This window comes from Streptomyces sp. SL06, from assembly GCF_058244745.1.
The window spans coordinates 6418589-6439979 of the sequence record NZ_JBSYOT010000002.1 but is presented as its reverse complement, the minus strand read 5'-3'; the positions used below and the strand labels follow the sequence as shown (position 1 = coordinate 6439979).

The 21391-nt window shown below is 72.4% G+C and carries 18 protein-coding genes; 10 read left to right on the top strand and 8 right to left on the bottom strand.

Going from position 1 to position 21391, the window contains the following annotated elements:
- Window positions 1-36 precede the first annotated feature (36 nt).
- Window positions 37-1239, top strand: coding sequence for a cysteine desulfurase-like protein (locus tag AC4IHM_RS29555; protein WP_490870015.1), 1203 nt, complete (start codon window positions 37-39; stop codon window positions 1237-1239).
- Between the two features lie 7 nt (window positions 1240-1246).
- Here the strand turns inward: AC4IHM_RS29555 and yicI are convergent, their stop codons facing one another.
- Complete coding sequence (gene yicI, locus AC4IHM_RS29550; protein WP_490870014.1) at window positions 1247-3523, bottom strand: alpha-xylosidase; 2277 nt, start codon at window positions 3521-3523, stop codon at window positions 1247-1249.
- 284 nt (window positions 3524-3807) lie between these two features.
- On the opposite strand from yicI, the gene AC4IHM_RS29545 reads away from it, so the two are divergent.
- The 5 genes from AC4IHM_RS29545 to AC4IHM_RS29525 all read left to right on the top strand — a co-directional run bounded on the left by AC4IHM_RS29545 (window position 3808) and on the right by AC4IHM_RS29525 (window position 9645).
- On the top strand, window positions 3808-5094 hold the full coding sequence (locus AC4IHM_RS29545) for an ABC transporter substrate-binding protein (protein ID WP_490870013.1): 1287 nt from the start codon (window positions 3808-3810) through the stop codon (window positions 5092-5094).
- An 11-nt stretch (window positions 5095-5105) separates the two neighbouring features.
- Window positions 5106-6056, top strand: a complete 951-nt coding sequence (locus tag AC4IHM_RS29540) for a carbohydrate ABC transporter permease (protein ID WP_490870012.1) — start codon at window positions 5106-5108, stop codon at window positions 6054-6056.
- A 5-nt stretch (window positions 6057-6061) separates the two neighbouring features.
- Complete coding sequence (locus tag AC4IHM_RS29535; RefSeq protein WP_490870011.1) at window positions 6062-6889, top strand: carbohydrate ABC transporter permease; 828 nt, start codon at window positions 6062-6064, stop codon at window positions 6887-6889.
- Between the two features lie 30 nt (window positions 6890-6919).
- Complete coding sequence (locus tag AC4IHM_RS29530; RefSeq protein ID WP_490870010.1) at window positions 6920-8299, top strand: GH1 family beta-glucosidase; 1380 nt, start codon at window positions 6920-6922, stop codon at window positions 8297-8299.
- 173 nt (window positions 8300-8472) lie between these two features.
- Window positions 8473-9645, top strand: a complete 1173-nt coding sequence (locus AC4IHM_RS29525; protein ID WP_490870977.1) for an MFS transporter — start codon at window positions 8473-8475, stop codon at window positions 9643-9645.
- Between the two features lie 124 nt (window positions 9646-9769).
- On the opposite strand, the gene AC4IHM_RS29520 is transcribed toward AC4IHM_RS29525, so the two are convergent.
- Window positions 9770-10513 carry a TetR/AcrR family transcriptional regulator gene (locus AC4IHM_RS29520; protein ID WP_490870009.1) on the bottom strand — a complete coding sequence of 248 codons (744 nt, stop codon included), beginning with the start codon at window positions 10511-10513 and terminating at the stop codon, window positions 9770-9772.
- Between the two features lie 205 nt (window positions 10514-10718).
- Between AC4IHM_RS29520 and AC4IHM_RS29515 the strand changes: the two genes are divergently transcribed.
- Window positions 10719-11171 (top strand): nitroreductase family deazaflavin-dependent oxidoreductase, encoded by a 453-nt coding sequence (locus AC4IHM_RS29515; RefSeq protein ID WP_490870008.1) that lies wholly within the window; start codon window positions 10719-10721, stop codon window positions 11169-11171.
- Here AC4IHM_RS29515 and AC4IHM_RS29510 read toward each other — a convergent pair.
- Entirely contained in the window at window positions 11161-12468 is a 1308-nt protein-coding gene (locus AC4IHM_RS29510; protein WP_490870007.1) for a geranylgeranyl reductase family protein, read from the bottom strand. The genes AC4IHM_RS29515 and AC4IHM_RS29510 overlap by 11 nt on opposite strands.
- 140 nt (window positions 12469-12608) lie before the next feature.
- Between AC4IHM_RS29510 and AC4IHM_RS29505 the strand changes: the two genes are divergently transcribed.
- Window positions 12609-13964: a dipeptidase gene (locus tag AC4IHM_RS29505; protein WP_490870006.1), complete on the top strand. Its 1356-nt coding sequence runs from the start codon at window positions 12609-12611 to the stop codon at window positions 13962-13964.
- 52 nt (window positions 13965-14016) lie between these two features.
- Here the strand turns inward: AC4IHM_RS29505 and AC4IHM_RS29500 are convergent, their stop codons facing one another.
- From AC4IHM_RS29500 to AC4IHM_RS29490, 3 genes are all read right to left on the bottom strand, one after another.
- A complete protein-coding gene (locus AC4IHM_RS29500) occupies window positions 14017-15093 on the bottom strand; it encodes an NUDIX hydrolase (protein WP_490870005.1) in 1077 nt (358 codons plus the stop codon).
- 144 nt (window positions 15094-15237) lie between these two features.
- On the bottom strand, window positions 15238-15432 hold the full coding sequence (locus AC4IHM_RS29495; RefSeq protein WP_490870004.1) for a hypothetical protein: 195 nt from the start codon (window positions 15430-15432) through the stop codon (window positions 15238-15240).
- A 330-nt stretch (window positions 15433-15762) separates the two neighbouring features.
- Window positions 15763-16716 (bottom strand): ROK family protein, encoded by a 954-nt coding sequence (locus AC4IHM_RS29490; RefSeq protein WP_490870003.1) that lies wholly within the window; start codon window positions 16714-16716, stop codon window positions 15763-15765.
- A 240-nt stretch (window positions 16717-16956) separates the two neighbouring features.
- On the opposite strand from AC4IHM_RS29490, the gene AC4IHM_RS29485 reads away from it, so the two are divergent.
- Together AC4IHM_RS29485 and AC4IHM_RS29480 are read left to right on the top strand one after the other, a co-directional pair.
- On the top strand, window positions 16957-18006 hold the full coding sequence (locus AC4IHM_RS29485; protein ID WP_490870002.1) for a LacI family DNA-binding transcriptional regulator: 1050 nt from the start codon (window positions 16957-16959) through the stop codon (window positions 18004-18006).
- A 148-nt stretch (window positions 18007-18154) separates the two neighbouring features.
- A complete protein-coding gene (locus tag AC4IHM_RS29480; RefSeq protein WP_490870976.1) occupies window positions 18155-18949 on the top strand; it encodes a hypothetical protein in 795 nt (264 codons plus the stop codon).
- Here AC4IHM_RS29480 and AC4IHM_RS29475 read toward each other — a convergent pair.
- Entirely contained in the window at window positions 18930-20228 is a 1299-nt protein-coding gene (locus AC4IHM_RS29475; protein WP_490870001.1) for a DUF6986 family protein, read from the bottom strand. The two genes, AC4IHM_RS29480 and AC4IHM_RS29475, sit on opposite strands and share 20 nt — an antisense overlap.
- 157 nt (window positions 20229-20385) lie before the next feature.
- Window positions 20386-21348 carry an electron transfer flavoprotein subunit alpha/FixB family protein gene (locus tag AC4IHM_RS29470; RefSeq protein WP_490870000.1) on the bottom strand — a complete coding sequence of 321 codons (963 nt, stop codon included), beginning with the start codon at window positions 21346-21348 and terminating at the stop codon, window positions 20386-20388.
- Window positions 21349-21391: the final 43 nt, after the last annotated feature.

The window sequence follows — 21391 nt, the reverse complement described above, 5'->3', positions numbered from 1 at the left end:
TGAGACGGCCGTTCCCCGCCTTCGGTTGGAGTGCACATGGCCCTCGACGTTGACGCGATCCGCGCGCAGATCCCCGCCCTGAAGTCCGGTTCGGCCCGCTTCGACGCGCCGGGCGGCACCCAGACGCCGCAGCCCGTCATCGACGCCATCGGCGAGGCACTGTCCAACCCGCTGGCCAACCGCGGGCGGACGACCGAGGGCGAGCGCAACGCGGACGGCCTCGTCACCGACGCCCGCGGCGCCCTGGCCGACCTGCTGGGCGTCGAGCCGCGGGGGGTCGTCCTCGGCCGCAGCGCGACGCAGCTCGCCTACGACCTGTCGCGGACGCTCGCCAAGACCTGGCGGCCGGGTGACGAGGTGGTCGTCACCCGACTCGACCACGACTCCAACATCCGGCCCTGGATCCAGGCGGCAGCGGCGGCCGGCGCGACCGTGCGCCGGGCGGACTTCGACCCCGTCACCGGGGAGCTGCTTCCCGAGCACGTCGAGGCGGTGCTCTCCCCGCGCACCCGGCTGGTCGCGGTGACGGCCGCGTCCAACCTGATCGGCACCATGCCCGACCTGCCGGCCATCGCCCGGTCGGCGCACGGGGTCGGCGCGCTGCTCCACGTCGACGCGGTGCACTACGCCTCGCACGCCGCCGTCGACCTGGCCGCGCTGGGCGCGGACACGCTGGTGTGCTCGCCGTACAAGTTCCTCGGCCCGCACCTGGGAGTGCTGGCGGCGCGGCCCGAGTTCCTCGAGACGCTGCGCCCGGACAAGCTGATGCCCTCGATCGACGCGGTTCCCGAGCGGTTCGAACTGGGCACGCTGCCCTACGAGCTGCTGGCCGGGGCCCGTGCCGCGGTGGACTTCCTCGCCGCTCTGGAGCCGGAGGCCCGGGGCAGCCGCCGGGACCGGCTCGTCGCCTCCTTCGCGGCGCTGGAGGCCCACGAGGACGTGCTGCGCGGGCGGATCGAGCGGGGCCTCGCCGACCTCGGCGGGATCACCGTGTACTCACGGGCCGCGCGGCGCACGCCGACCCTGCTGTTCACCGTGGCGGGCCTGCGCCCGGCCGAGGTGTACCGGCGGCTGGCCGAGCGGGCCGTCGACGCGCCCGCCGGCTCCTTCTACGCCGTGGAGGCCGCCCGCCGCCTGGGGCTCGGCGACGCGGGCGGCGTCCGGGTCGGGCTCGCGCCGTACAACGACGCGGACGACGTGGACCGGCTGCTGACGGCGCTGGCCGAGATCGGCCGCTGACCCCCGCTCACCCGCAGGGCACGCTCACCTCGCCGCTGCCCCGCGCGCTCGCCCCGCCCGCGATCCGCACGGTGAAGGGGCGGTCGGTACCGCTCGCGGTGACCCGCAGGACATCGCCGTCGCGCCGCACGCGGAAGGTCGCGGCCGGTGTGCCGAGGAGGTCGGGCACGGTGGCCTCGGCCGTGTGGCCGGGCTCGGCGGTCGGGTGCACCAGGAGGGTCGGGGCGTCCAGCCAGTCGCCGTCGGGGCGCCGGTCGTCGCCGGCCAGCGGCAGGACGGCGCCTTCACGGACGTACAGGGGCAGGCTGTCGTAGTCGTGCCGTTCGGTGCGCCAGGCCGGGCCGGTGACGCGCTCGCCGGTCAGGAGGTGGGTCCAGGTGCCCTCGGGGAGGTAGACCTCGACCTCGCCGTCCTCGGTGAAGACCGGGGCGACCAGGAGGTCGGGGCCGAGCATGTACTGGCGGTCCAGCGGGCGGCACGCCGGGTCGCCCGGGAACTCAAGGACCATGGGGCGCATCATCGGCACGCCGGTGCGGTGGGCATCGGCGGCGGCGCCGTACAGGTAGGGCATCAGGCGGTGCTTGAGGAGGGTGAAGCGGCGGGCGACCTCGACCGCCTCCTCGCCGAACTCCCACGGCACCCGGTACGACGAGGAGCCGTGCAGCCGGCTGTGCGAGGAGAGCAGCCCGAAGGCCAGCCACCGTTTGAAGACCGCGGGGTCGGGCGTGCCCTCGAAGCCGCCGATGTCGTGGCTCCAGAAGCCGAAGCCGCTCAGGGACAGGGACAGGCCGCCCCGCAGCGACTCCGACATGGCTTCGAAGGACGACCAGCAGTCGCCGCCCCAGTGGACCGGGTACTGCTGGCCGCCCGCGGTCGCGGAGCGGGCGAAGAGGACGGCCTCGCCCTGTCCGCGCTCCTTCTCCAGGAGTTCGAAGACGGTCCGGTTGAACAGGTGGGTGTAGTAGTTGTGCATCCGCTGCGGGTCGGAGCCGTCGTGCCAGACGACATCGGTGGGGATCCGCTCGCCGAAGTCGGTCTTGAAGCAGTCGACGCCCTGGTCGAGCAGCGGCTTGAGCTTCCCGGCGAACCAGTCGCGGGCCGCGGGGCTGGTGAAGTCCACCAGGCCCATGCCGGCCTGCCACAGGTCCCACTGCCAGATGTCGCCGTTCGTCCGGCGCACCAGGTGCCCGAGGGCGGCGGCCTCGTCGAAGAGGGGGGACCGCTGGGCGATGTAGGGGTTGATCCAGACGCTGACCTTCAGGCCCTTGGCCTTGAGGCGGGCGAGCATGCCCTCCGGGTCGGGGAAGACCTCCGGGTCCCACCGGAAGTCGCACCACTGGTACTCGCGCATCCAGAAGCAGTCGAAGTGGAAGACCGAGAGCGGGATGCCGCGCTCGGCCATGCCGTCCACGAAGGACGTCACCGTCTCCTCGTCGTACGACGTGGTGAAGGACGTGGTGAGCCAGAGGCCGAAGGACCAGGCGGGCGGCAGGGCGGGCCGGCCGGTGAGGGCGGTGTAGCGGGTGAGGACCTCCTTCGGGGTGGGGCCGGCGACGACGTAGTACTCCAGTGCCTGGTCCTCGACGCTGAACTGCACCTGGCCGACGGACTCGGAGCCGACCTCGAAGGAGACGGCGCCCGGGTGGTTGACGAAGACGCCGTATCCGCGTGAGGAGAGGTAGAACGGGACGTTCTTGTAGGCCTGTTCACTGCTGGTGCCGCCGTCGGCCTGCCACATGTCGACGACCTGGCCGTTCTTGACGAACGGGGTGAAGCGCTCACCGAGGCCGTAGATCTGCTCGCCGACCCCGAGCGCGAGCCGGCCCAGCATGTGGTGGGCGCCGTCGCCGGTGGTGGCGAAGGCGGTGCTCTTGGCGTTCGCGTGGGTCAGTTCGCGCCCGTCGGCGTCGTGGAAGGTCAGGCCCCAGGGGCCCGCGCGGTCCAGGCGGAGGCTGAGCGGGCCGCTGGTCAGCTCGGTGACCGTGCCGTCCTGCCGCACCGTGCCGGCGCCGTCCCCCGCGCCCGCGCCCGCGAGGGCGAAGTCGGGGCCGGTACGGCGCTTTCCGGCGTGATGGGTGACGCGGACGCCGATGACGCCCTCGGCGGGCGAGAAGCATTCGACCGTGAGCAGCGGCGCGTTGAGCGTGTCCCCCCTCCGCGTCACCTTCTTCACGGCGGCATGGGTGGTGAAGCGCTTCGATTCTGGGCGCACATCGCGTACCTCAGTGGCGTACGAGAGATGCACGCCCTCGCGGATGAGCCAGAAGCCGTCGGTGAACTTCATGATCTTCCTTGGGTGCGGCGGGAGCTGTCGGGTGGGGAGCGCGGAGGCCGTCTCACAGCGTTTCGATCGTACACAAGGCACATCGGGACGCCGAGGGCTTCGCACCAACTCATCCGTCCTGAACAGGCGTTATTACTCCAGAGAACAGCTCACTCACGGCCTGGAGCGGCGAGAGAGGGGCTTCCTTCCTCTAGCGCGGCGACTGGTTCGTGACGTATTAGTCATCACATCAAACAAAACGGTCCGGCGAGGGAGCCGGGCGGTACGACAGCAAGGGCCGCACCATGTCGAAGCGCTTCACCTCGCTTGCCCCGACAGCACACCCTCCGGCTGCCACGCACCGCGGACGAGGACGCTCACGCCGAGTCGTCGCCCCGTTCGCCGCCGTCTCCGTGCTGGTCGCCGGGGCGGCGCTGGCCGGCTGCGGACAGCAGCGTGACGCCGACGTGTACACCGTGCTGAACTCCTCGACCGACGAGTCGTACCACCGCTGGGACGCGGAGGCGATGGCCCGCTGCGGCGGGCGGTTGGGCATCACCATCGAGCAGCAGAGCGTCCCGGCGTCGCAGGTGATGACGAAGGCGCTGCGCATGGCGTCGTCCAAGTCACTGCCCGACATCGTGCAGTTCGACGCGTCCGAGATGCCGACGTTCGCCGACGCGGGCGGGCTGGTCGACCTCAGAGGGCTGGGACTGAGCACCGAGGACATCCCCGAGGGCATCGTCGACTTCGGCTCGTACGAGGGGACCTACTACGGCGCGGCCCGGTCCGTGAACACACTCGCGCTCTTCTACGACAAGGACGCTCTCCGTGAGGCGGGCGTCGAAGTGCCCACCACCTGGGCCGAGTTGCGTCACACTGCGAAGCGGCTGACCGGGGGCAGGCGGTACGGCCTGGCGCTCAGCGCGGGCGGCGCGGAGGACGGCGTCTTCCAGTTCACGCCGTTCATGTGGTCCAACGGCGGCGACGAGACCAAGCTGGACAGCCCGCAGGTCGCCGAGGCCCTGGACTACTGGAAGGACCTGCTCAAGGACCGTTCGCTGTCGAAGTCGACGGTGAACTGGACGCAGGCGGACGTCAACGACCAGTTCATGGCGGGCAACGCGGCGATGATGATCAACGGGCCGTGGCAGGTGGAGACCCTCAACACCGACAAGTCGCTGCACTGGGGCATCGCGCCGATCCCGGTGCCCGAGTCCGGCGACGACTCGGTGGGGCCGCTCGGCGGCGCGGTGCTCACCGTGCCCAACACCGGTGACGAGGCACGGGAGAAGACGGCGGCGAAGATCGTCGGGTGCCTGGCGGGCGAGCAGGAGCAGCTGACCTACGCGCTCAACAGCTGGATGGTCCCGGCCAACGCCGAGGCCGCCGCCGTCTGGCGCGAGCGGGTGCCCGAACTGGACTCCCTCGCCGACCAGGTGGCGGTCGCCCGCTCCCGGACGGCGAAGCTCGGCGCCGGCTGGTCGAGGGTGTCGCTCGCCCTGCAGAGCGCCTTCCAGTCCGCCCTGACCGGCCAGTCGAGCGAGACCGCCCTGAAGCGCGCCCAGCAGCGGGCCACGAGCGGGAACTGAGGTACGCCCCCATGACCACGTCCACCGTCACCGCCCAGCCGCCCGCCGAGGCGTCCGGGACGGCCGCGCCGGCCCCCGACCGGCTCCGGCGCCGGCGCCGGCTCGCCCAGTGGGGGTTCGTCGCCCCCGCCGTCGTCTTCATGCTGCTGTTCTTCGGCTACCCGCTCGTCCGCAACGTCGTGATGAGCTTCCAGGACTACACGCCGAGGACCTTCTTCACCGGTGAGGCGCCCTTCAACGGCGCCGACAACTGGTCCCACGTGTTCCGGGACGCCCTGTTCGGCAAGGCGCTGTGGCACACGCTCGTCTTCACGGCCGGCTCGCTGCTCGGGCAGTTCTGCCTCGGACTGGCGCTCGCGGTCTTCTTCAGCCGCCGCTTCCCGCTGAACGGGGTGCTGCGCTCACTGATCCTGCTGCCCTGGCTGGTGCCCATGGTGGTGTCCGGCGTCGTGTGGCGGCGCATCCTCGACCAGGACACCGGCGTGCTCAACTCGTTCCTGGACACGCTCGGCCTCGGCGGTCACACGCCCTGGCTGACCAGTCCGCAGATGGCCCTGCTGTCGGTCGTCCTGGTCAACATCTGGATCGGCATCCCGTTCAACATGGTCATCCTGTACGGCGGTCTCCAGGAGATCCCGAGGGAACTGCACGAGGCGGCCGCCCTGGACGGTGCCTCCGCCTGGCGGACGTTCCGCTCCGTCACTCTGCCGGTGCTCAAGCCCGTCGTCACGGTGGTGCTGGTGCTCGGCTTCATGTCGACGGTCAAGATCCTCGATCTGATCCTCGCCCTGACCGACGGCGGGCCGGCCGACGCCACCCAGACGCTCGGCACCCTGACGTACCAGAACTCCTTCGTCCAGCTGGACTTCGGCGCGGGCGCCGTCGTCGGCAATGTGCTCATCCTGATCTCCGCCGTGTTCGCGGTGTTCTACCTGCGGGCCAACCGCACCGAGGGGAAGTGACGTCCATGGCCTCCCACCCGCCCACCGCCTCCCGGCGCCGCTGGGGTTCCACCGTCGCCGGCGTTCTCGTCCTGTGCGGGATGCTCTTCCCGCTGTACTGGATGCTCAACACCGCGCTCCAGCCCGACTCGGGGCTGCTCCAGGTCGATCCGGTGCCGGGCAGCCTGGACCTGTCCGGCTTCACCAAGGCGTTCACCGACCAGGGCGGGCACCTGCTGACCTCGCTCGCCGTCTCGCTCGGCGCGGTCGCCATCTGCCTGGCCCTCTCGGCGCCGGCGGCGTACGGACTCGCGCGGTTCGGGCTGCGCGGCTCGCGCACCATCGTGTTCGGCACGCTGATCACCCAGCTGGTGCCGGGCATCGTCATCGCCAACGCGCTCTACAACTCGTACGTCGAACTGGGCCTGGTGAACTCCTACTTCGGCCTGATGCTGGCGGACGCCTCGCTGGGCATCCCGTTCTCCATCGTGCTGATGCGCTCCTTCATGGTGTCGATCCCGGGCGAGGTGATCGAGGCGGCGCAGATCGACGGTGCCGGGCCGGTGCGGACCTTCGTGCGGGTGGTGCTGCCGATGAGCCGCAACTCGCTGATCACGTCGGGGCTGTTCGCGTTCCTGTTCGCCTGGAGCGACTTCATGTTCGCGCTCACCCTGAACACGACCGACGAGGTGAAGCCCATCACCCTGGGCATCTACCAGTACATCGGCGCGCACGTCGGCGACTGGGGCTCGGTGATGGCCGCGTCCGTGCTCTCCGCGGTGCCCGCGGCGATCCTGCTCGTGCTCGCCCAGAAGTACATCGCCGCCGGGATCACCGGCGGTTCCGTCAAGTGACCTTCCAACGCCTGGAGATGGGCCGACCATATGAGTGACTACCCCAGCTTCCCGCCCGGATTCGTCCTCGGCGCCGCGACCGCCTCGTACCAGATCGAGGGCGCGGCAACGGAGGACGGCCGCGGTCCGTCGATCTGGGACACCTACAGCCACACCCCCGGTCTGGTGGTGAACGGCGACACCGGTGACGTGGCCTGCGACCACTACCACCGCTACCCCGAGGACGTGGCGCTGCTGCGCGACCTCGGTGTGGACTCCTACCGCTTCTCGATCGCCTGGCCGCGCGTCGTGCCGCAGGGCTCGGGCGCGGTGAACCCCAAGGGCCTGGACTTCTACTCCCGGCTGGTCGACGAGCTGCTCTCGGCGGGCATCGAACCGGCCGCCACCCTCTACCACTGGGACCTGCCGCAGGCCCTTGAGGACCGGGGTGGCTGGCGGATGCGGGAGACGGCTGAGCGGTTCGCCGAGTACACGGCCGTGGTCGCGGAGCGCCTGGGCGACCGGGTGCCACGCTGGATCACCCTCAACGAGCCGTGGTGCAGCTCCTTCCTCGGCTACTCCATCGGCCGGCACGCCCCGGGCGCCCGGGAGGGCCGGGGCGCGCTGGCCGCCGCCCATCATCTGCTGGTCGGCCACGGGCTGGCCGTGCGGGCGCTGCGGGCGGCCGGGGTGCGCGAGGTCGGCATCACGCTCAACCTGGACCGCAATCTGCCGGCCACCGACTCCCCCGCCGATCTGGCGGCCGTGGTCCGCGCCGACACCCAGCACAACCTGGTGTGGACCGAGCCCCTCCTCGCGGGCCGCTATCCGGCCACCGAGGAGGAGACCTGGGGCGAGCTGATCACCGGGGAGGACTTCCGGCGGGACGGCGACCTGGGGCTGATCTCACAGCCCCTCGACTTCCTCGGCGTCAACTACTACCGGCCGATCGTGGTCGCCGACGCGCCGCACCGCGAGAGCGACCCGGCGCGGCGCGTGGCGACGGACAACCGCTACGCGGAGGTACGGCTCCCCGGTGTCCGGCACACGGCGATGGACTGGCCGGTCGTCCCGGACAGCTTCACCGACCTGCTCGTCCGGCTGAAGGAGCAGTACGGCGACGCGCTGCCGCCGGTCCACATCACGGAGAACGGCTCGGCGGAGGACGACGCGCCCGCCGCCGACGGCACGGTCCGCGACACCGACCGTGTCGCCTATCTGCGCGGCCACCTCACCGCGCTGCGTGCGGCGATGGACGCGGGTGTGGACGTGCGCGGGTACTACGTGTGGTCGCTGCTGGACAACTTCGAGTGGGCGTACGGCTACGGCAAGCGCTTCGGCATCGTGCGGGTCGACTACGACACCCAGGAGCGCACACCGAAGGACAGCTACCGCTGGTACCGGGCGATGATCGCCGCGAACCGGGGCTGAGGGGGCGCGGGGCCGTCACGTCCGGTCTCCGGTGGTCGGACGGCCCCGTCGGGCGGCCCCGTCGGGCAGCCCGTCGGACGGCCCGCGTCGGCAGGGTGCCCTTGCTCCCTCGCCTTCCCCACACCTAGCCTCACTTTGTGCCGCAAATAAACAAAGCCCGGTCGCACAACGCCGTGCCGGGCCCCCGCGACGATCTCACCCGCCTGCGCATCGCCCTGACCTCCTTCTTCGCCCTCGACGGCTTCGTCTTCGCCGGCTGGGTGGTCCGGATCCCCGCCATCAAGGAGCAGACCGGCGCCTCCGCCAGCGCCCTGGGACTGGCGCTGCTCGGCGTCTCGGCGGGTGCCGTGATCACCATGACGCTCACCGGACGGCTGTGCCGCCGCTACGGCAGCCACCCCGTCACCGTCGCCTGCGCGGTCCTGCTCTGCCTCAGCATCGCCCTGCCCCCGCTCACCCACTCCGCGCTCGCCCTCGGCGCCGTCCTGCTGGTCTTCGGCAGCGCGTACGGCGGGATCAACGTCGCCTTCAACAGCGCCGCCGTCGATCTGGTGGCCGTGCTGCGGCGCCCGATCATGCCCAGCTTCCACGCGGCGTTCAGTCTCGGCGGCATGGTCGGCGCGGGGCTCGGCGGGCTCGTCGCCGGGTCGCTGTCGCCGATGCGGCACCTGCTGGGGCTCACCGTGACCGGCCTGCTCGTCACCCTCGTCGCGGGCCGCGTCCTGCTGAGCTGCGAACCGGCCGCGCCGCCGGCCCGCGCCGCCGAGGAGGGCGGTGCCCCGCGCCGGGCCGACCGGCGTACCCGCCGCCTCGTCCTCACCTTCGGCCTGATCGCCCTGTGCACGGCGTACGGCGAGGGCGCCATGGCCGACTGGGGCGCCCTGCACCTGACGCAGGACCTCGACGCCTCGCCGGGCATGGCGGCGGCGGGCTACTCCTGCTTCGCGCTCGCCATGACCGTGGGCCGGCTGACCGGGACGACGCTGCTGGAGCGCCTCGGCCGGACGACCACCGTGGTGGCGGGCGGCACGACCGCCGTGGCCGGCATGCTGCTGGGCTCGCTCGCCCCGTCCGTGTGGGCGGCCCTGTTCGGCTTCGCGATCACCGGACTCGGGCTCGCCAACATCTTCCCGGTCGCGGTCGAACGCGCCGGTGCGCTGGGCGGCCCGAGCGGCGTCGCGACCGCGTCCACCCTGGGCTACGGCGGCATGCTGCTGGGACCGCCCGCGATCGGCTTCATGGCCGACTGGTTCTCCCTGCCGACCGCCCTCACCAGCGTGGCGGTGCTCGCGGCGGTGGCGGTCGTCGTCGCGATCACGACCCGGCGCGCGACGGTGCCGAGCTGAGCCGCCCGACGAGTCACCTCCGGCGACCACCGCTCGTACGGCGCACGGGAGTTCCTCGGGTTCGGTGTCCTGACCGGGAGGCCGGACGCCGGGTGGTGCGGGAGGTCTCAGCCGGGCGGGGTGATCACCCTTGCTCGCGCCGGAGCAGGTCGTCGGCTGCCTTTCGAGCGGCCTGGGGGAAGACCAGGCCGACTTGGTGGGCGAGCCGGTCGGCCGCGTGGCCGAAGAACGTCTCCCGGTCCGCCACGACCCCGTTGAACTGCCCGAACACCTCGAACCCGACCAGCCCGAACAGCTCCGCCCAGGCCGCCACCAGCGACGCCACGCTCTCCGGTGGCAGATCGGGGGCGAATTCGGCGGCCATCCGGTGCGCCTCGGGCCGCAGTCCGGCGGGCAGCGGTGACTTGGCGAGGCCCGGCCCGCGGTGTGCCTCGCGCAGGATGCCGATGAGCACCTGTCCGACCCGGGCGGCGGCGGGAACGGTGTCCTGGGGAGCGTTGTAGCCGGGCACCGGCGACCCGTAGATCAACGCGTACTCGTGGGGGTGCGCCAGCGCCCAGGCGCGCACCGCCTCGCACACCACGGTCCAGCGGCGGGCGGGTCCGACATCGGCCGCCGCGCCGCCCGCCGCCTCGGCGGCTTCGCCGAGCGAGTCGTAGGCGTCGATGATGACGGCGGTCAGAAGATCGTCGCGGCTGGGGAAGTAGCGGTAGAGGGCGGAGGAGGCCATGCCCAGCTCGCGGGCCACGGCCCGCAGCGAGAGCTTGGCGGCGCCCTCCGCGGCGAGCCGGCGGCGTGCCTCTTCCTTGATGGCGGCGGTGACCTCGATCCGGGCACGGGCGCGGACCCCGTGTGCGGTGCTGCTCATGCGGGTCAGTGTCCCATGAATTCAGAGCGGTGCACTCAAACGAGATCGGCGCACACGAAAGAGGACGGTGCATACAAAGGAGAGCAGTGCTCTTGCTTTGCCCGCCGGCGCCAGGCAGACTGAAAGCACGGAGCGAGAGCAGTGCTCACAAAAGAGAGCGGCGCTCCCATCACCAAGCCACCTCGCCAAGCCACCTGGGGTCCCGATGACGTCAACGCCGTACTACCGCAAGGGCAGCCCGCTGACCGCCCGGCTCAACAGCGTCATCGGCTGGCTGGCCCGACGCGGTGTCAGTCTCGGCGGCACGGCGGAGATGTCCGTCCGCGGTCGCAAGAGCGGCCGAACGCAGCGCATCCCGGTCAACCCGCACACCCTCGACGGCGAGCGGTACCTCGTCTCGGCACGCGGTCACTCCCAGTGGGTGCGGAACATGCGCGCCGCCGGGGGCGGGGAGCTGCGCGTCGGGCGCAAGGTCCGCGCCTTCACCGCGGTGGAGCTTCCGGACGAGGAGAAGCTCCCGATCCTGCGGACCTACCTGGAGAAGTGGGGCTGGGAGGTGAACCAGTACTTCCAGGGGATCACCGCCAAGTCCTCCGACGAGGAGATCGTCGCGGCCGCCCCCGACCACCCCGTCTTCCGGATCGAGGTCAGGAGTTGACCGCGTCGTCCGCGGGATCCGCGGGGTCCGCCGCACCCGCGGTGTTCTCGGCACCGACGGTCCCGGCCGGAGCCTCCGCCGCGTCCGCGGGACGACGGTCCATCGCCGCGAGCGCGCGCTGCGCCAGCGGATGGCTGCGGACCACCTCGCTCAGCGAGGTGGAGCCCTGCGTGATGTCCCTGAACGCCTTCCAGGCCGGACGGAACCCGGTCAGGGCCGCGTGGAAGAGCCCCGGCCGGCGCTCGAAGACCGCCAGCATCCGCTTTCCGACGCTCATCTCGACACCGAGCCCGGCCTTGATGGCGAAGGCGTAGTTCAGGGCCTGCTTGCGGGCGTCCACGGCGTCGTGCGCCTCGGAGATCCGCACCGCCCACTCCCCCGCGAGCCGCCCGGACCGCAGCGCGAAGGAGATCCCCTCGCGGGTCCACGGCTCCAGGAGCCCCGCCGCGTCCCCGCACACCAGGACCCGCCCGCGCGACAGCGGCGAGTCGTCCGCACGGCAGCGCGTCAGATGGCCGGAGGAGATGCTCGGTTCGAAACCGGCGAGCCCGAGCCGACCGACGAAGTCCTCCAGGTACCGCTTGGTCGCCGCGCCCTCGCCGCGCGCCGAGATCACACCGACCGTCAGCGTGTCGCCCTTGGGGAAGACCCAGCCGTAACTGCCGGGGATCGGACCCCAGTCGATGAGGACCCGTCCCTTCCAGTCCTCGGCGACGGTCTCCGGCACCGGGATCTCCGCCTCCAGACCGAGGTCGACCTGATCGAGCTTCACCCCGACGTGCGCGCCTATCCGGCTGGCGCTGCCGTCCGCGCCGACGACGGCCCGCGACAGCACCGTCTCGCCGCCCTGCAGAACGACGGCGACCGTGCGCCGGTCCGGGACCGCCGACCCGTGCTGCTCCACTCGGGTCACCGCCGCCCCGGTACGCACCTCGGCGCCCGCCTTCTGCGCCTGCTCGACGAGCTGTTGGTCGAACTCGGGCCGGTTGATCAGCCCGAACAGCATCTGCCGGGAGCGCCGGGTCCGGGTGAACCGCCCGTTGTTCGAAAACGTCACCGCGTGCACGCGGTCCCGGAAGGGCAACTCGAAGCCGGGCGGGAGTGTGTCGCGCGAGGGACCGATGATGCCGCCACCACACGTTTTGTAGCGCGGCAGGTCCGCCTTCTCCAGCAACAGCACGCGCCGCCCCGCGACCGCCGCCGCGTAGGCGGCCGAGGCCCCCGCCGGTCCCGCGCCCACCACGACGACGTCCCAGACCTGACGCGCGTCGTCCGCCGAAGAGTTCTCGCTGCTCACGATGGTCTACTGCTCCGATCAAACCGCATGCCGCACCTGACCCCCGCATCCTACGGCGGGCATCGCCGCAGGCCACTGTGGGAGGATCCCCGTACTCACCGATACAACGTGACAACGTCGCACCCACAAGGAGCGTGCCCATGTCGTCGAATCCGGTCGCGGAGACCGTGTCCTCCCTGATGCCCGGGGCGAAGGAGGAACTCACCGCGCTGGTGGCCTTCAAATCGGTGGCCGACTTCGACCAGTTCCCGCGGGGCGAGAGCGCGGGTGCCGCCGAATGGATAGCCGAGGCGCTGCGCGCCGAGGGCTTCGAGGACGTGGACCTGCTCGACACCCCGGACGGTACGCAGTCCGTGTACGGGTATCTGCCGGGGCCCGAGGGTGCCAAGACCGTGCTGCTCTACGCCCACTACGACGTGCAGCCGCCGCTTGACGAGGCCCGCTGGGACTCCCCGCCGTTCGAACTGACCGAACGCGACGGCCGCTGGTACGGGCGCGGGACCGCCGACTGCAAGGGCGGCGTGCTCATGCACCTGCTCGCGCTGCGCGCACTGAAGGCGAACGGCGGTGTGCCGGTGCACGTCAAGTTCATCGCCGAGGGTTCCGAGGAGCAGGGCACGGGCGGCCTGGAGCGGTACGCCGAGGCACACCCCGACCTGCTGGCCGCGGACACCGTCGTCATCGGCGACGCGGGCAACTTCCGGGTCGGCCTGCCGACGGTCACCTCGACCCTGCGCGGCATGACCCTCGTCCGGGTGCAGGTCGACACGCTCGAAGGCAATCTGCACTCGGGCCAGTTCGGCGGCGCGGCCCCGGACGCGCTGGCCGCGCTGATCCGCGTACTGGACTCCCTGCGAGCCGAGGACGGTTCGACGACCGTCGACGGGCTGACGGCGGACCGCGGGTGGGAGGGCCTGGAGTACGACGAGGAGCAGTTCCGCCGGGACGCCCGGGTGCTCGACGGCGTGGGACTGATCGGTTCCGGTTCGGTCGCCGACCGCATCTGGGCGCGGCCCGCCGTCACAGTGCTCGGCATCGACTGCCCGCCGGTCGTCGGCGCCACCCCGTCGGTGCAGGCGAGCGCCCGCGCGCTGGTGAGCCTGAGAGTGCCGCCGGGCGTGGACGCCGCCCAGGCCACCAAGCTGCTGCGGGCCCATGTCGAGTCGCGCACGCCGTGGGGCGCCCGGGTCGACTTCGAACAGATCGGCCAGGGCCAGGCGTTCCGCGCCGACACCACCAGTCCTGCGTACCAGGCGATGGCGGACGCGATGGCGGTGGCGTATCCGGGCGAGGAGATGCAGTACGCCGGTCAGGGCGGGTCCATCCCGCTGTGCAACACCCTGGCGGCGCTGTATCCGCGGGCCGAGATTCTGCTGATCGGCCTGAGCGAGCCGGAGGCCCAGATCCACGCCGTCAACGAGAGCGTGTCCCCCGAGGAGTTGGAGCGGCTGTCGGTGACGGAGGCGCTGTTCCTGCGCAACTACGCGGCGAGCTGAGCGGCGCCCGCCACGCCTGGGCCGGCCCGGTGACGCCCGGCGGGTTCAACGGTCACGGGGATCGGCGCGGGTCCGTCGGCCCACGTCGGCCGACCGGGGTGCCGGCCTCCAGGTAGTGGGCGGCGCCGCGTTCCCGGGCTCTGAGGGCCCAGCGCAGCCGCTCGTAGCGGACCGGGGGCAGCAGGTCCGCGGCCTCGTCCTCGGTGACGAAGCGCCAGTCGCGCAGTTCGGGGCCGGGCAGCAGTACGCGGCCGGCGTCGGCGGAGTCGAGTCTGCCGCCGTCGAAGAGCATGCGCAGACCTCCGTAGCCGGGGGGCACGGGCGGTTCCCAGTCGACGACCAGCAGGGCGGGTACGTCGTCGAGGCGGATGCCGGTCTCCTCGGCGACCTCGCGCATCCCGGCGCGGGCGGGGGCCTCGCCGGGTTCGACGACGCCGCCGGGGAACTCCCAGCCGGGTTTGTAGGTGGGGTCGACGAGCAGGATCCGGTCCTGTTCGTCGAAGAGCAGCACACCGGCGGCGACGGTCTCGCCGGTGGGCTCGGGCGTCTGCACGATCTCGCAGGCCGGCACGGCCCCGGTGCCGACCGCCTCGGCGACCCGGGCGGCGGCCTCGTACGGGGTGAGGGTGCCGGTGTCTATCGGGTGGGCGTCGGCGGTGAGCCAGGAGGCGAGGGCGCAGCGGTAGGGCTCGATGTGGTCGTACGACCACTGCCGGACCCGTATCTCGCCGTCCGGAACGTCCTCCGGCAGCTCGCGGGCCGCTATTCGCTCGCGCAGGATCGTTTCGGCCGGGGCCAGCAGGACATGCCGGACCGCGATGCGGCGAGCGGCGAGGCCGCCGAAGATCTCGTCCCGGTACTCCTGGCGCAGCAGGGTCATCGGGATCACCAGGGTCCCGCCGAGGTCGGCGAGCATCGCGGCGGCCGTGTCGATCACCAGTCGGCGCCAGATCGGCAGGTCCTGGAAGTCGCCCACCTCGGCCAGGCGTTTGGGTGGCAGCAGATGCGCGAGTGCCCCGCCGATGACCTCGGGGTCGAAGAGTGTGCTGTTCGGGATCAGTTCGATCAGTTCCCGTGCGGTGGTGGTCTTCCCCGCACCGAACGCGCCGTTGATCCAGACGACGGTCACAGGTCCCCCTCTTCTGTTGGCCCCCTGTGGCTTGCCCGCTCCACCCTGCCACGGAAACCAGGCCCAGTTGAGGACCCACGACGGCGGCGCCGGTGCCCCGGGGAGGGGCACCGGCGCCGTGCGGTGCGGGTGGTGCGGTGGGCGTCAGCCCAACTGCCCGAGGACGTTCTTGTCCAGGGTCAGGCTGTCGGTGGTGACGGTGTCCTGGACGGTGCTGACGGTGTCCTCCGTGTCGAGGCCGAGCGGGAGTTCGCTCGGCGCGGCGTGGGACGGGGTGACGGCCGCGACGACGAAACCGGTGGCGAGGGACGCGAGGGCGAGCATGCTGCGCTTCTTCATACCCGCTTCAACTGCCCGACGGCGCCGGGGTCACGGGTGGAACCACCCGCCCCACGAATTCCGGCGCCGCTCCTTGTGCCCGGGGGCATCGGCTCGGCCCTGGTACCGCCGAGCGGGTGGCACGACCTCCAGAACCGCTGGGCCACCGGCCACCGAACCCCAGGCACAAGCGCCGACACTCGGAGCCCCGCCCTGGGACATACCGGGGTGCCACGTCCCCGCTCCTCCGGGCCGGGCCGGGCCAAGCCACGTATCGGCCACCGGCGCCAGACGGAAACCGCCCCCGCTCCCGCCCGGCCGCAGGCCCCGGCGTTCGGCGGACGCGCCCGGTCAGACCCGCGCCGGGGCCGCCCCCGTGCTTCTGGTGAGCGCCGCCGCGGCCGCTCCCACCAGGCCCGCGTCGGTCCCCATCTGGGCGGGGACGACCGCCAGGCGCTGGACGAAGGACAGGGTGGCGTAGTCGGTCAGGGCCTTGCGCAGCGGGGCGAAGAGGACGTCGCCCGCCTTGGCCACGCCCCCGCCCACCACGGCGATGTCGATCTCGACGAGGGTCGCGGTGGCGGCGATGCCGGCGGCCAGGGCCTGTGCGGCCCGTTCGAAGGACGCGACGGCGAGAGGGTCGCCCAGGCGGGCCGCGGCGGCGACCGCGGCGGCCGAGGCGTCGCCGTCGGGGCCCGGGTGCCAGCCCGCGTCGAGGGCGCGACGGGCGATGTTGGGGCCGCTCGCTATGCGTTCCACGCAGCCGCGGGCACCGCACGGGCACGGGTCGCCGTCGAGATCCACGCTGATGTGGCCGATGTGACCGGAGTTGCCGGTCGGCCCGGGGTGCAGCCGGCCGTCCAGCACCAGACCGCCGCCGACGCCGGTCGAGACCACCATGCACAGCGCGTTGTCGTGCCCGCGGGCGGCTCCCTGCCAGTGTTCGGCCGCCGTGATGGCCACCCCGTCGCCGATCAGCTCCACGGGCAGGTCACCCGCGGCGGCGCGGACGCGCCGGACCAGGGGGTAGTCGCGCCAGCCGGGCACGTTCACCGGACTGACCGTGCCGGCGGAGGCGTCCACCGGGCCCGCGCTGCCGATGCCGACGGCCGTGGCCCGCCCCCACAGCGGCGACGCGGTCAGCTCCGCGAGCACGTCCTCGACGGCCCGCATCACGCAGTCGCCGTCCTCCTGGGCAGGTGTCGCACGCTGGGTGCGCGCCTGGATGCGGCCGTGACCGTCCACCAGCGCGCCGGCGATCTTGGTGCCGCCGATGTCCAGCGCTGCCACGAGGTCGGTGTGCATCAAAGTCGGATCTCCCCGTTGGACCGAAAACGAAAAATGACGAACACGAACGCGCAGAGACCGGTCCCGCGGTGGGGACGAGGACCAGAGAGTGCAATGGACAGTGTCTCCCGCATCTGACAACGTTGTCCAGGTTCTATGCTCGACGCCACATCCTCATACAAACGCATGACCGACACATCCCCCGTGCACAACAGGAGCCGACGCACTCCCGTGGACAACAGGACAGGACACCGCATCGTGCCCGACACGACCCGCCGCGCAGACCGCCTCCCCGGGAACCGTTATGGCAATCGCCCGACCATGAAGGACGTGGCGGCCCGAGCCGGCGTCGGCCTCAAGACCGTCTCCCGGGTGGTCAACGCGGAGCCCGGCGTCACCCCGGAGACCGAGCGCCGCGTCCAGGAGGCCATCGACGCCCTGGGTTTTCGCCGCAACGACAGCGCACGGGTGCTCCGCAAGGGCCGTACCGCCAGCATCGGCCTGGTCCTGGAGGATCTGGCCGACCCGTTCTACGGGCCGCTCAGCCGCGCCGTGGAGGAGGTGGCCCGCGCCCACGGGGCCCTGCTGATCAACGGGTCGAGCGCGGAGGACCCGGACCGCGAGCAGGAGTTGGTGCTGGCGCTGTGCGCGCGGCGCGTGGACGGTCTTGTGGTGATCCCCGCCGGGGACGACCACCGGTATCTGGAGCCCGAGCTGAAGGCGGGCGTCGCCACGGTGTTCGTGGACCGTCCGGCGGGGCGGATCGACGCCGACGTGGTGGTGTCCGACAACTTCGGCGGCGCCCGCGACGGCGTGGCCCACCTCATCGCGCACGGGCACCGCAGGATCGGCTTCATCGGCGACATGCCCCGCATCCACACCGCCGCCGAGCGGCTGCGCGGCTACCGGGCCGCCATGGAGGAGGCCGGCATAACGGTGCAGGACTCCTGGATGTCCCTGGGCGTCACCGACCCCGAGCGGGTGCGCCGGGCCGCCCAGGAGATGCTCGCCGACGCGCATCCGGTCACCGCGATCTTCACCGGCAACAACCGGGTGACGGTCACCGTGATCCGCGTCCTCGCCGAGCACACCCGCGGCGTCGCCCTGGTCGGCTTCGACGACATCGAGCTGGCCGACCTGCTGCGGCCGGGCGTCACCGTCGTCGCGCAGGACGCGGCCGCCCTCGGCCGCACCGCCGCCGAGCGGCTCTTCCGGCAACTGGACGGCACCCTGCTGGCACCCGACCGCATCGAGCTGCCGACCAGGCTGGTCACCCGGGGTTCGGGCGAGCTGCCGCCGTCGGACTGAGCGTCCCGTGCCGACGCCACCGGGCAAGGGCCGTACGACGGCCCGATCGTCCCAGCCGTCCCAGTCGCCCCCGTCTCTCCCGTCTCTCCCGTCTCTCCCGTCGCCCCGGCCGTCGAGGGGCGACCGCCCGCCCGGCGAGGACCGGACGCTGCGGGCGCTGGGGCTGGACGGGGTGCCGCGCGAGGAGCCGTTGCTGTACCCGGGCGCGTGGCCCCGGGAGTCCGGGCTGCTGGACGGGGACCGGCTGCTGCCGCTGGAGCGGCCCGTCCACGAGGACCGCACCGACCGGGTTCCGGTACTGGCCATCGGATCCAACGCGAGCCCGGGACAACTGCGCCACAAGATGGCCGAGTTCGGGATCGACTCACCGATCCCGATGGTGAAGGCGCGGGTCACCGGCGTGGACATCGGCGTCTCCGCCCATGTGAGCCGCATGGGCTACGTGTCCGCCTCGCCGGTGGGCGCCCCGGGCACCGTACGGGAGTTGTTCGTCCTGTGGCTCGACGCGGAGCAGCTCACCGTGATCGACGCGAGCGAGGGCGTGCCGATGGCGGCCGGCAACTACGACCGCGCCTGGCTCCCCGCGCCCGGCATACGCGTCGAGCCGGCCGACGGCACGGTGCTGCGCGGCGCGTACGCCTACGTCAACCGCCACGGCGTCCTGCACGACGGCACGGGGGCGCCGTGCCGGTACCCGGGCGACCAGCGCGCCCTGCTCACGGAGTTGCTCCGGGGATCGGCCCGGCTGCGGGAGCTGTTCGGGGCGACGCCCGAGGAGTTCTGCGCGCGGGCACGGGCCGACCGGCGGCTGTGCGAGCGCGGGACGCGGCTGTTCGCGCGGGAGAAGCGGGTGGGGGCGTGCGGCCTGGAGCGGTACGTGCGCTCCGGCCGGCCGGAGGAGCCGCCCGGGGCCCCGCCGCCCGCTACCGCGCCGATGCCGTGAGGTCGCCGCGCCGTGGGGAGGAGAAGCCCTCCAGGTCGGCGCGGGTGAGTCCGGTCAGTCGGGCGACCTCGCCGATGTCGAGGGCGCCGCAGTCCAGGCCGCGCAGCAGATAGCCGCCGAGGGCCTTGGCGGTGGCGGGCTCGTCCATGATGTCGCCGCCGGTGCGGTTGGCGTAGCGGGCGAGCCGGGCGGCGGCCTGCTCGAAGCCCTCGCGGTAGAAGGCGAAGACGGCCGCGTACCGGGTGGGGAGGTGGCCGGGGTGCATGTCCCAGCCCTGGTAGTAGGCGCGGGCGAGGGCGCGGCGGGTGAGGCCGTAGTGCAGGCGCCAGGCGTCGTGGACCTGCTCGGCGGGGCCCACCGGCAGGACGTTGGTGGAGCCGTCCGACACGCGTACGCCGGTGCCGGCGGCGGCGACCTGCATGACGGCCTTGGCGTGGTCGGCGGCGGGGTGGTCACTGGCCTGGTGGGCGGCGGCGACACCGAGGCAGGCGCTGTAGTCGAAGGTGCCGTAGTGCAGGCCGGTGGCGCGGCCCTCGGCGGCCTGGATCATGCGGGCGACGGTGGCGGTGCCGTCGGCCGCGAGGATGGCCTGGCTGGTCTCGATCTGGATCTCGAAGCCGATCCGGCCGGGTGCGAGACCGCGCGCCTTCTCGAAGGCCTCCAGGAGCCGTGCCATGGCGGTGACCTGCTCGGTGTAGGTCACCTTGGGCAGGGTGAGGACCAGCCCGTCGGGCAGGCCGCCGGCCTCCATCAGTCCGCTGAGGAAGATGTCGAGGGTGCGGATGCCCCGGGCGCGCACCGGGGCCTCCATGCACTTCATGCGGATGCCCATGTACGGGGCCGCCGTGCCCTGTCGGCAGGCCTGGGCGATCAGCCGGGCGGCGCGGGCAGCGGCCTCGTCCTCCTCGGTGTCCGTGCGGCCCCCGTAGCCGTCCTCGAAGTCGACACGGAGGTCCTCGACCGGCTCGCGCTCCAGCTTGGCCCGCACCCGGGCGTACACGGGCTCGGCGAGGTCGTCGCCGAGCCCGAGGACGGCGGCGAAGGAGGCGGCGTCCGGGGCGTGTTCGTCGAGGGCCGCGAGCGCCCGGTCGCCCCAGGAGCGGATCGTGTCGGAGGCGAAGACGTCGCCGGGGACGTAGACGGTGTGGACGGGCCGGCGGGTGCCGGGGTCTCCGGGGTAGCGGCGCTCCAGCTCCGCGTCGACCGGTGCGAGGGAGGCGCTGATCTCTTCGCCGACGGCGTCCGCGAGGCTCGTTGCCACCTTCTCCTGCTGACCCATCCCACACCCTCCTGTTTTCCGCTGAACGGAATCAATAATCCGTAGAGCGAAGTTATCCGGCGGTTTCGCACCGGTCAACACCATCCTGCGCGGACGCCGAGGCCCCCGCGACCACGGGCGGTCGCGGGGGCCTCGGCGAAGCTCGGGGGGACGGTGCTCAGCCCTTGCGGGACTTGATCTCCTCGGTGAGCTGCGGGACAACGTCGAAGAGGTCGCCGACGACTCCGTAGTCGACCAGGTCGAAGATCGGGGCCTCGGCGTCCTTGTTGACCGCCACGATCGTCTTCGAGGTCTGCATACCGGCGCGGTGCTGGATCGCGCCCGAGATGCCGGAGGCGATGTACAGCTGCGGCGAGACCGACTTGCCGGTCTGGCCGACCTGGTTGGTGTGCGGGTACCAGCCGGCGTCCACCGCGGCGCGCGAGGCACCGACGGCCGCGCCGAGCGAGTCGGCCAGCGCCTCGATGACCGCGAAGTTCTCCGCGCCGTTGACACCGCGTCCGCCGGAGACCACGATCGCGGCCTCGGTCAGCTCCGGGCGGCCGGTCGACTCGCGCGGCGTGCGCGCGGTGACCTTGGTGCCGGTCGCCTGGGCGGAGAAGGACACCGACAGGGCCTCGACCGCACCGGCGGCCGGCGCCGGCTCGACGGCGGCGCTGTTGGGCTTGACCGTGATGACCGGGGTGCCCTTGGAGACCCGCGACTTGGTGGTGAAGGCCGCGGCGAACACCGACTGGGTGGCCACCGGACCCTCGTCACCGGCCTCCAGGTCGACGGCGTCGGTGATGATGCCGGAACCCAGACGCAGCGCCAGGCGCGCGGCGACCTCCTTGCCCTCCGCCGAGGACGGGACCAGCACCGCGGCCGGGGAGACGGCGGCGACGGCGGCCTGGAGGGCGTCCACCTTCGGTACGACGAGGTAGTCGGCGTACTCGGCGGCCTCGTGGGTGAGGACCTTCACCGCGCCGTGCTCGGCGAGCGTGGCGGCGGTGTCGGCGGCACCGGCGCCCAGCGCGACGGCGACGGGCTCGCCGACGCGGCGGGCGAGGGTCAGCAGCTCCAGGGTGGGCTTGCGGACGGCGCCGTCCACGTGGTCGACGTAGACGAGAACTTCAGCCATGGGACTTCTTCTCTCCTGCTTGCGAGATGTGAGGGGCGGTCGG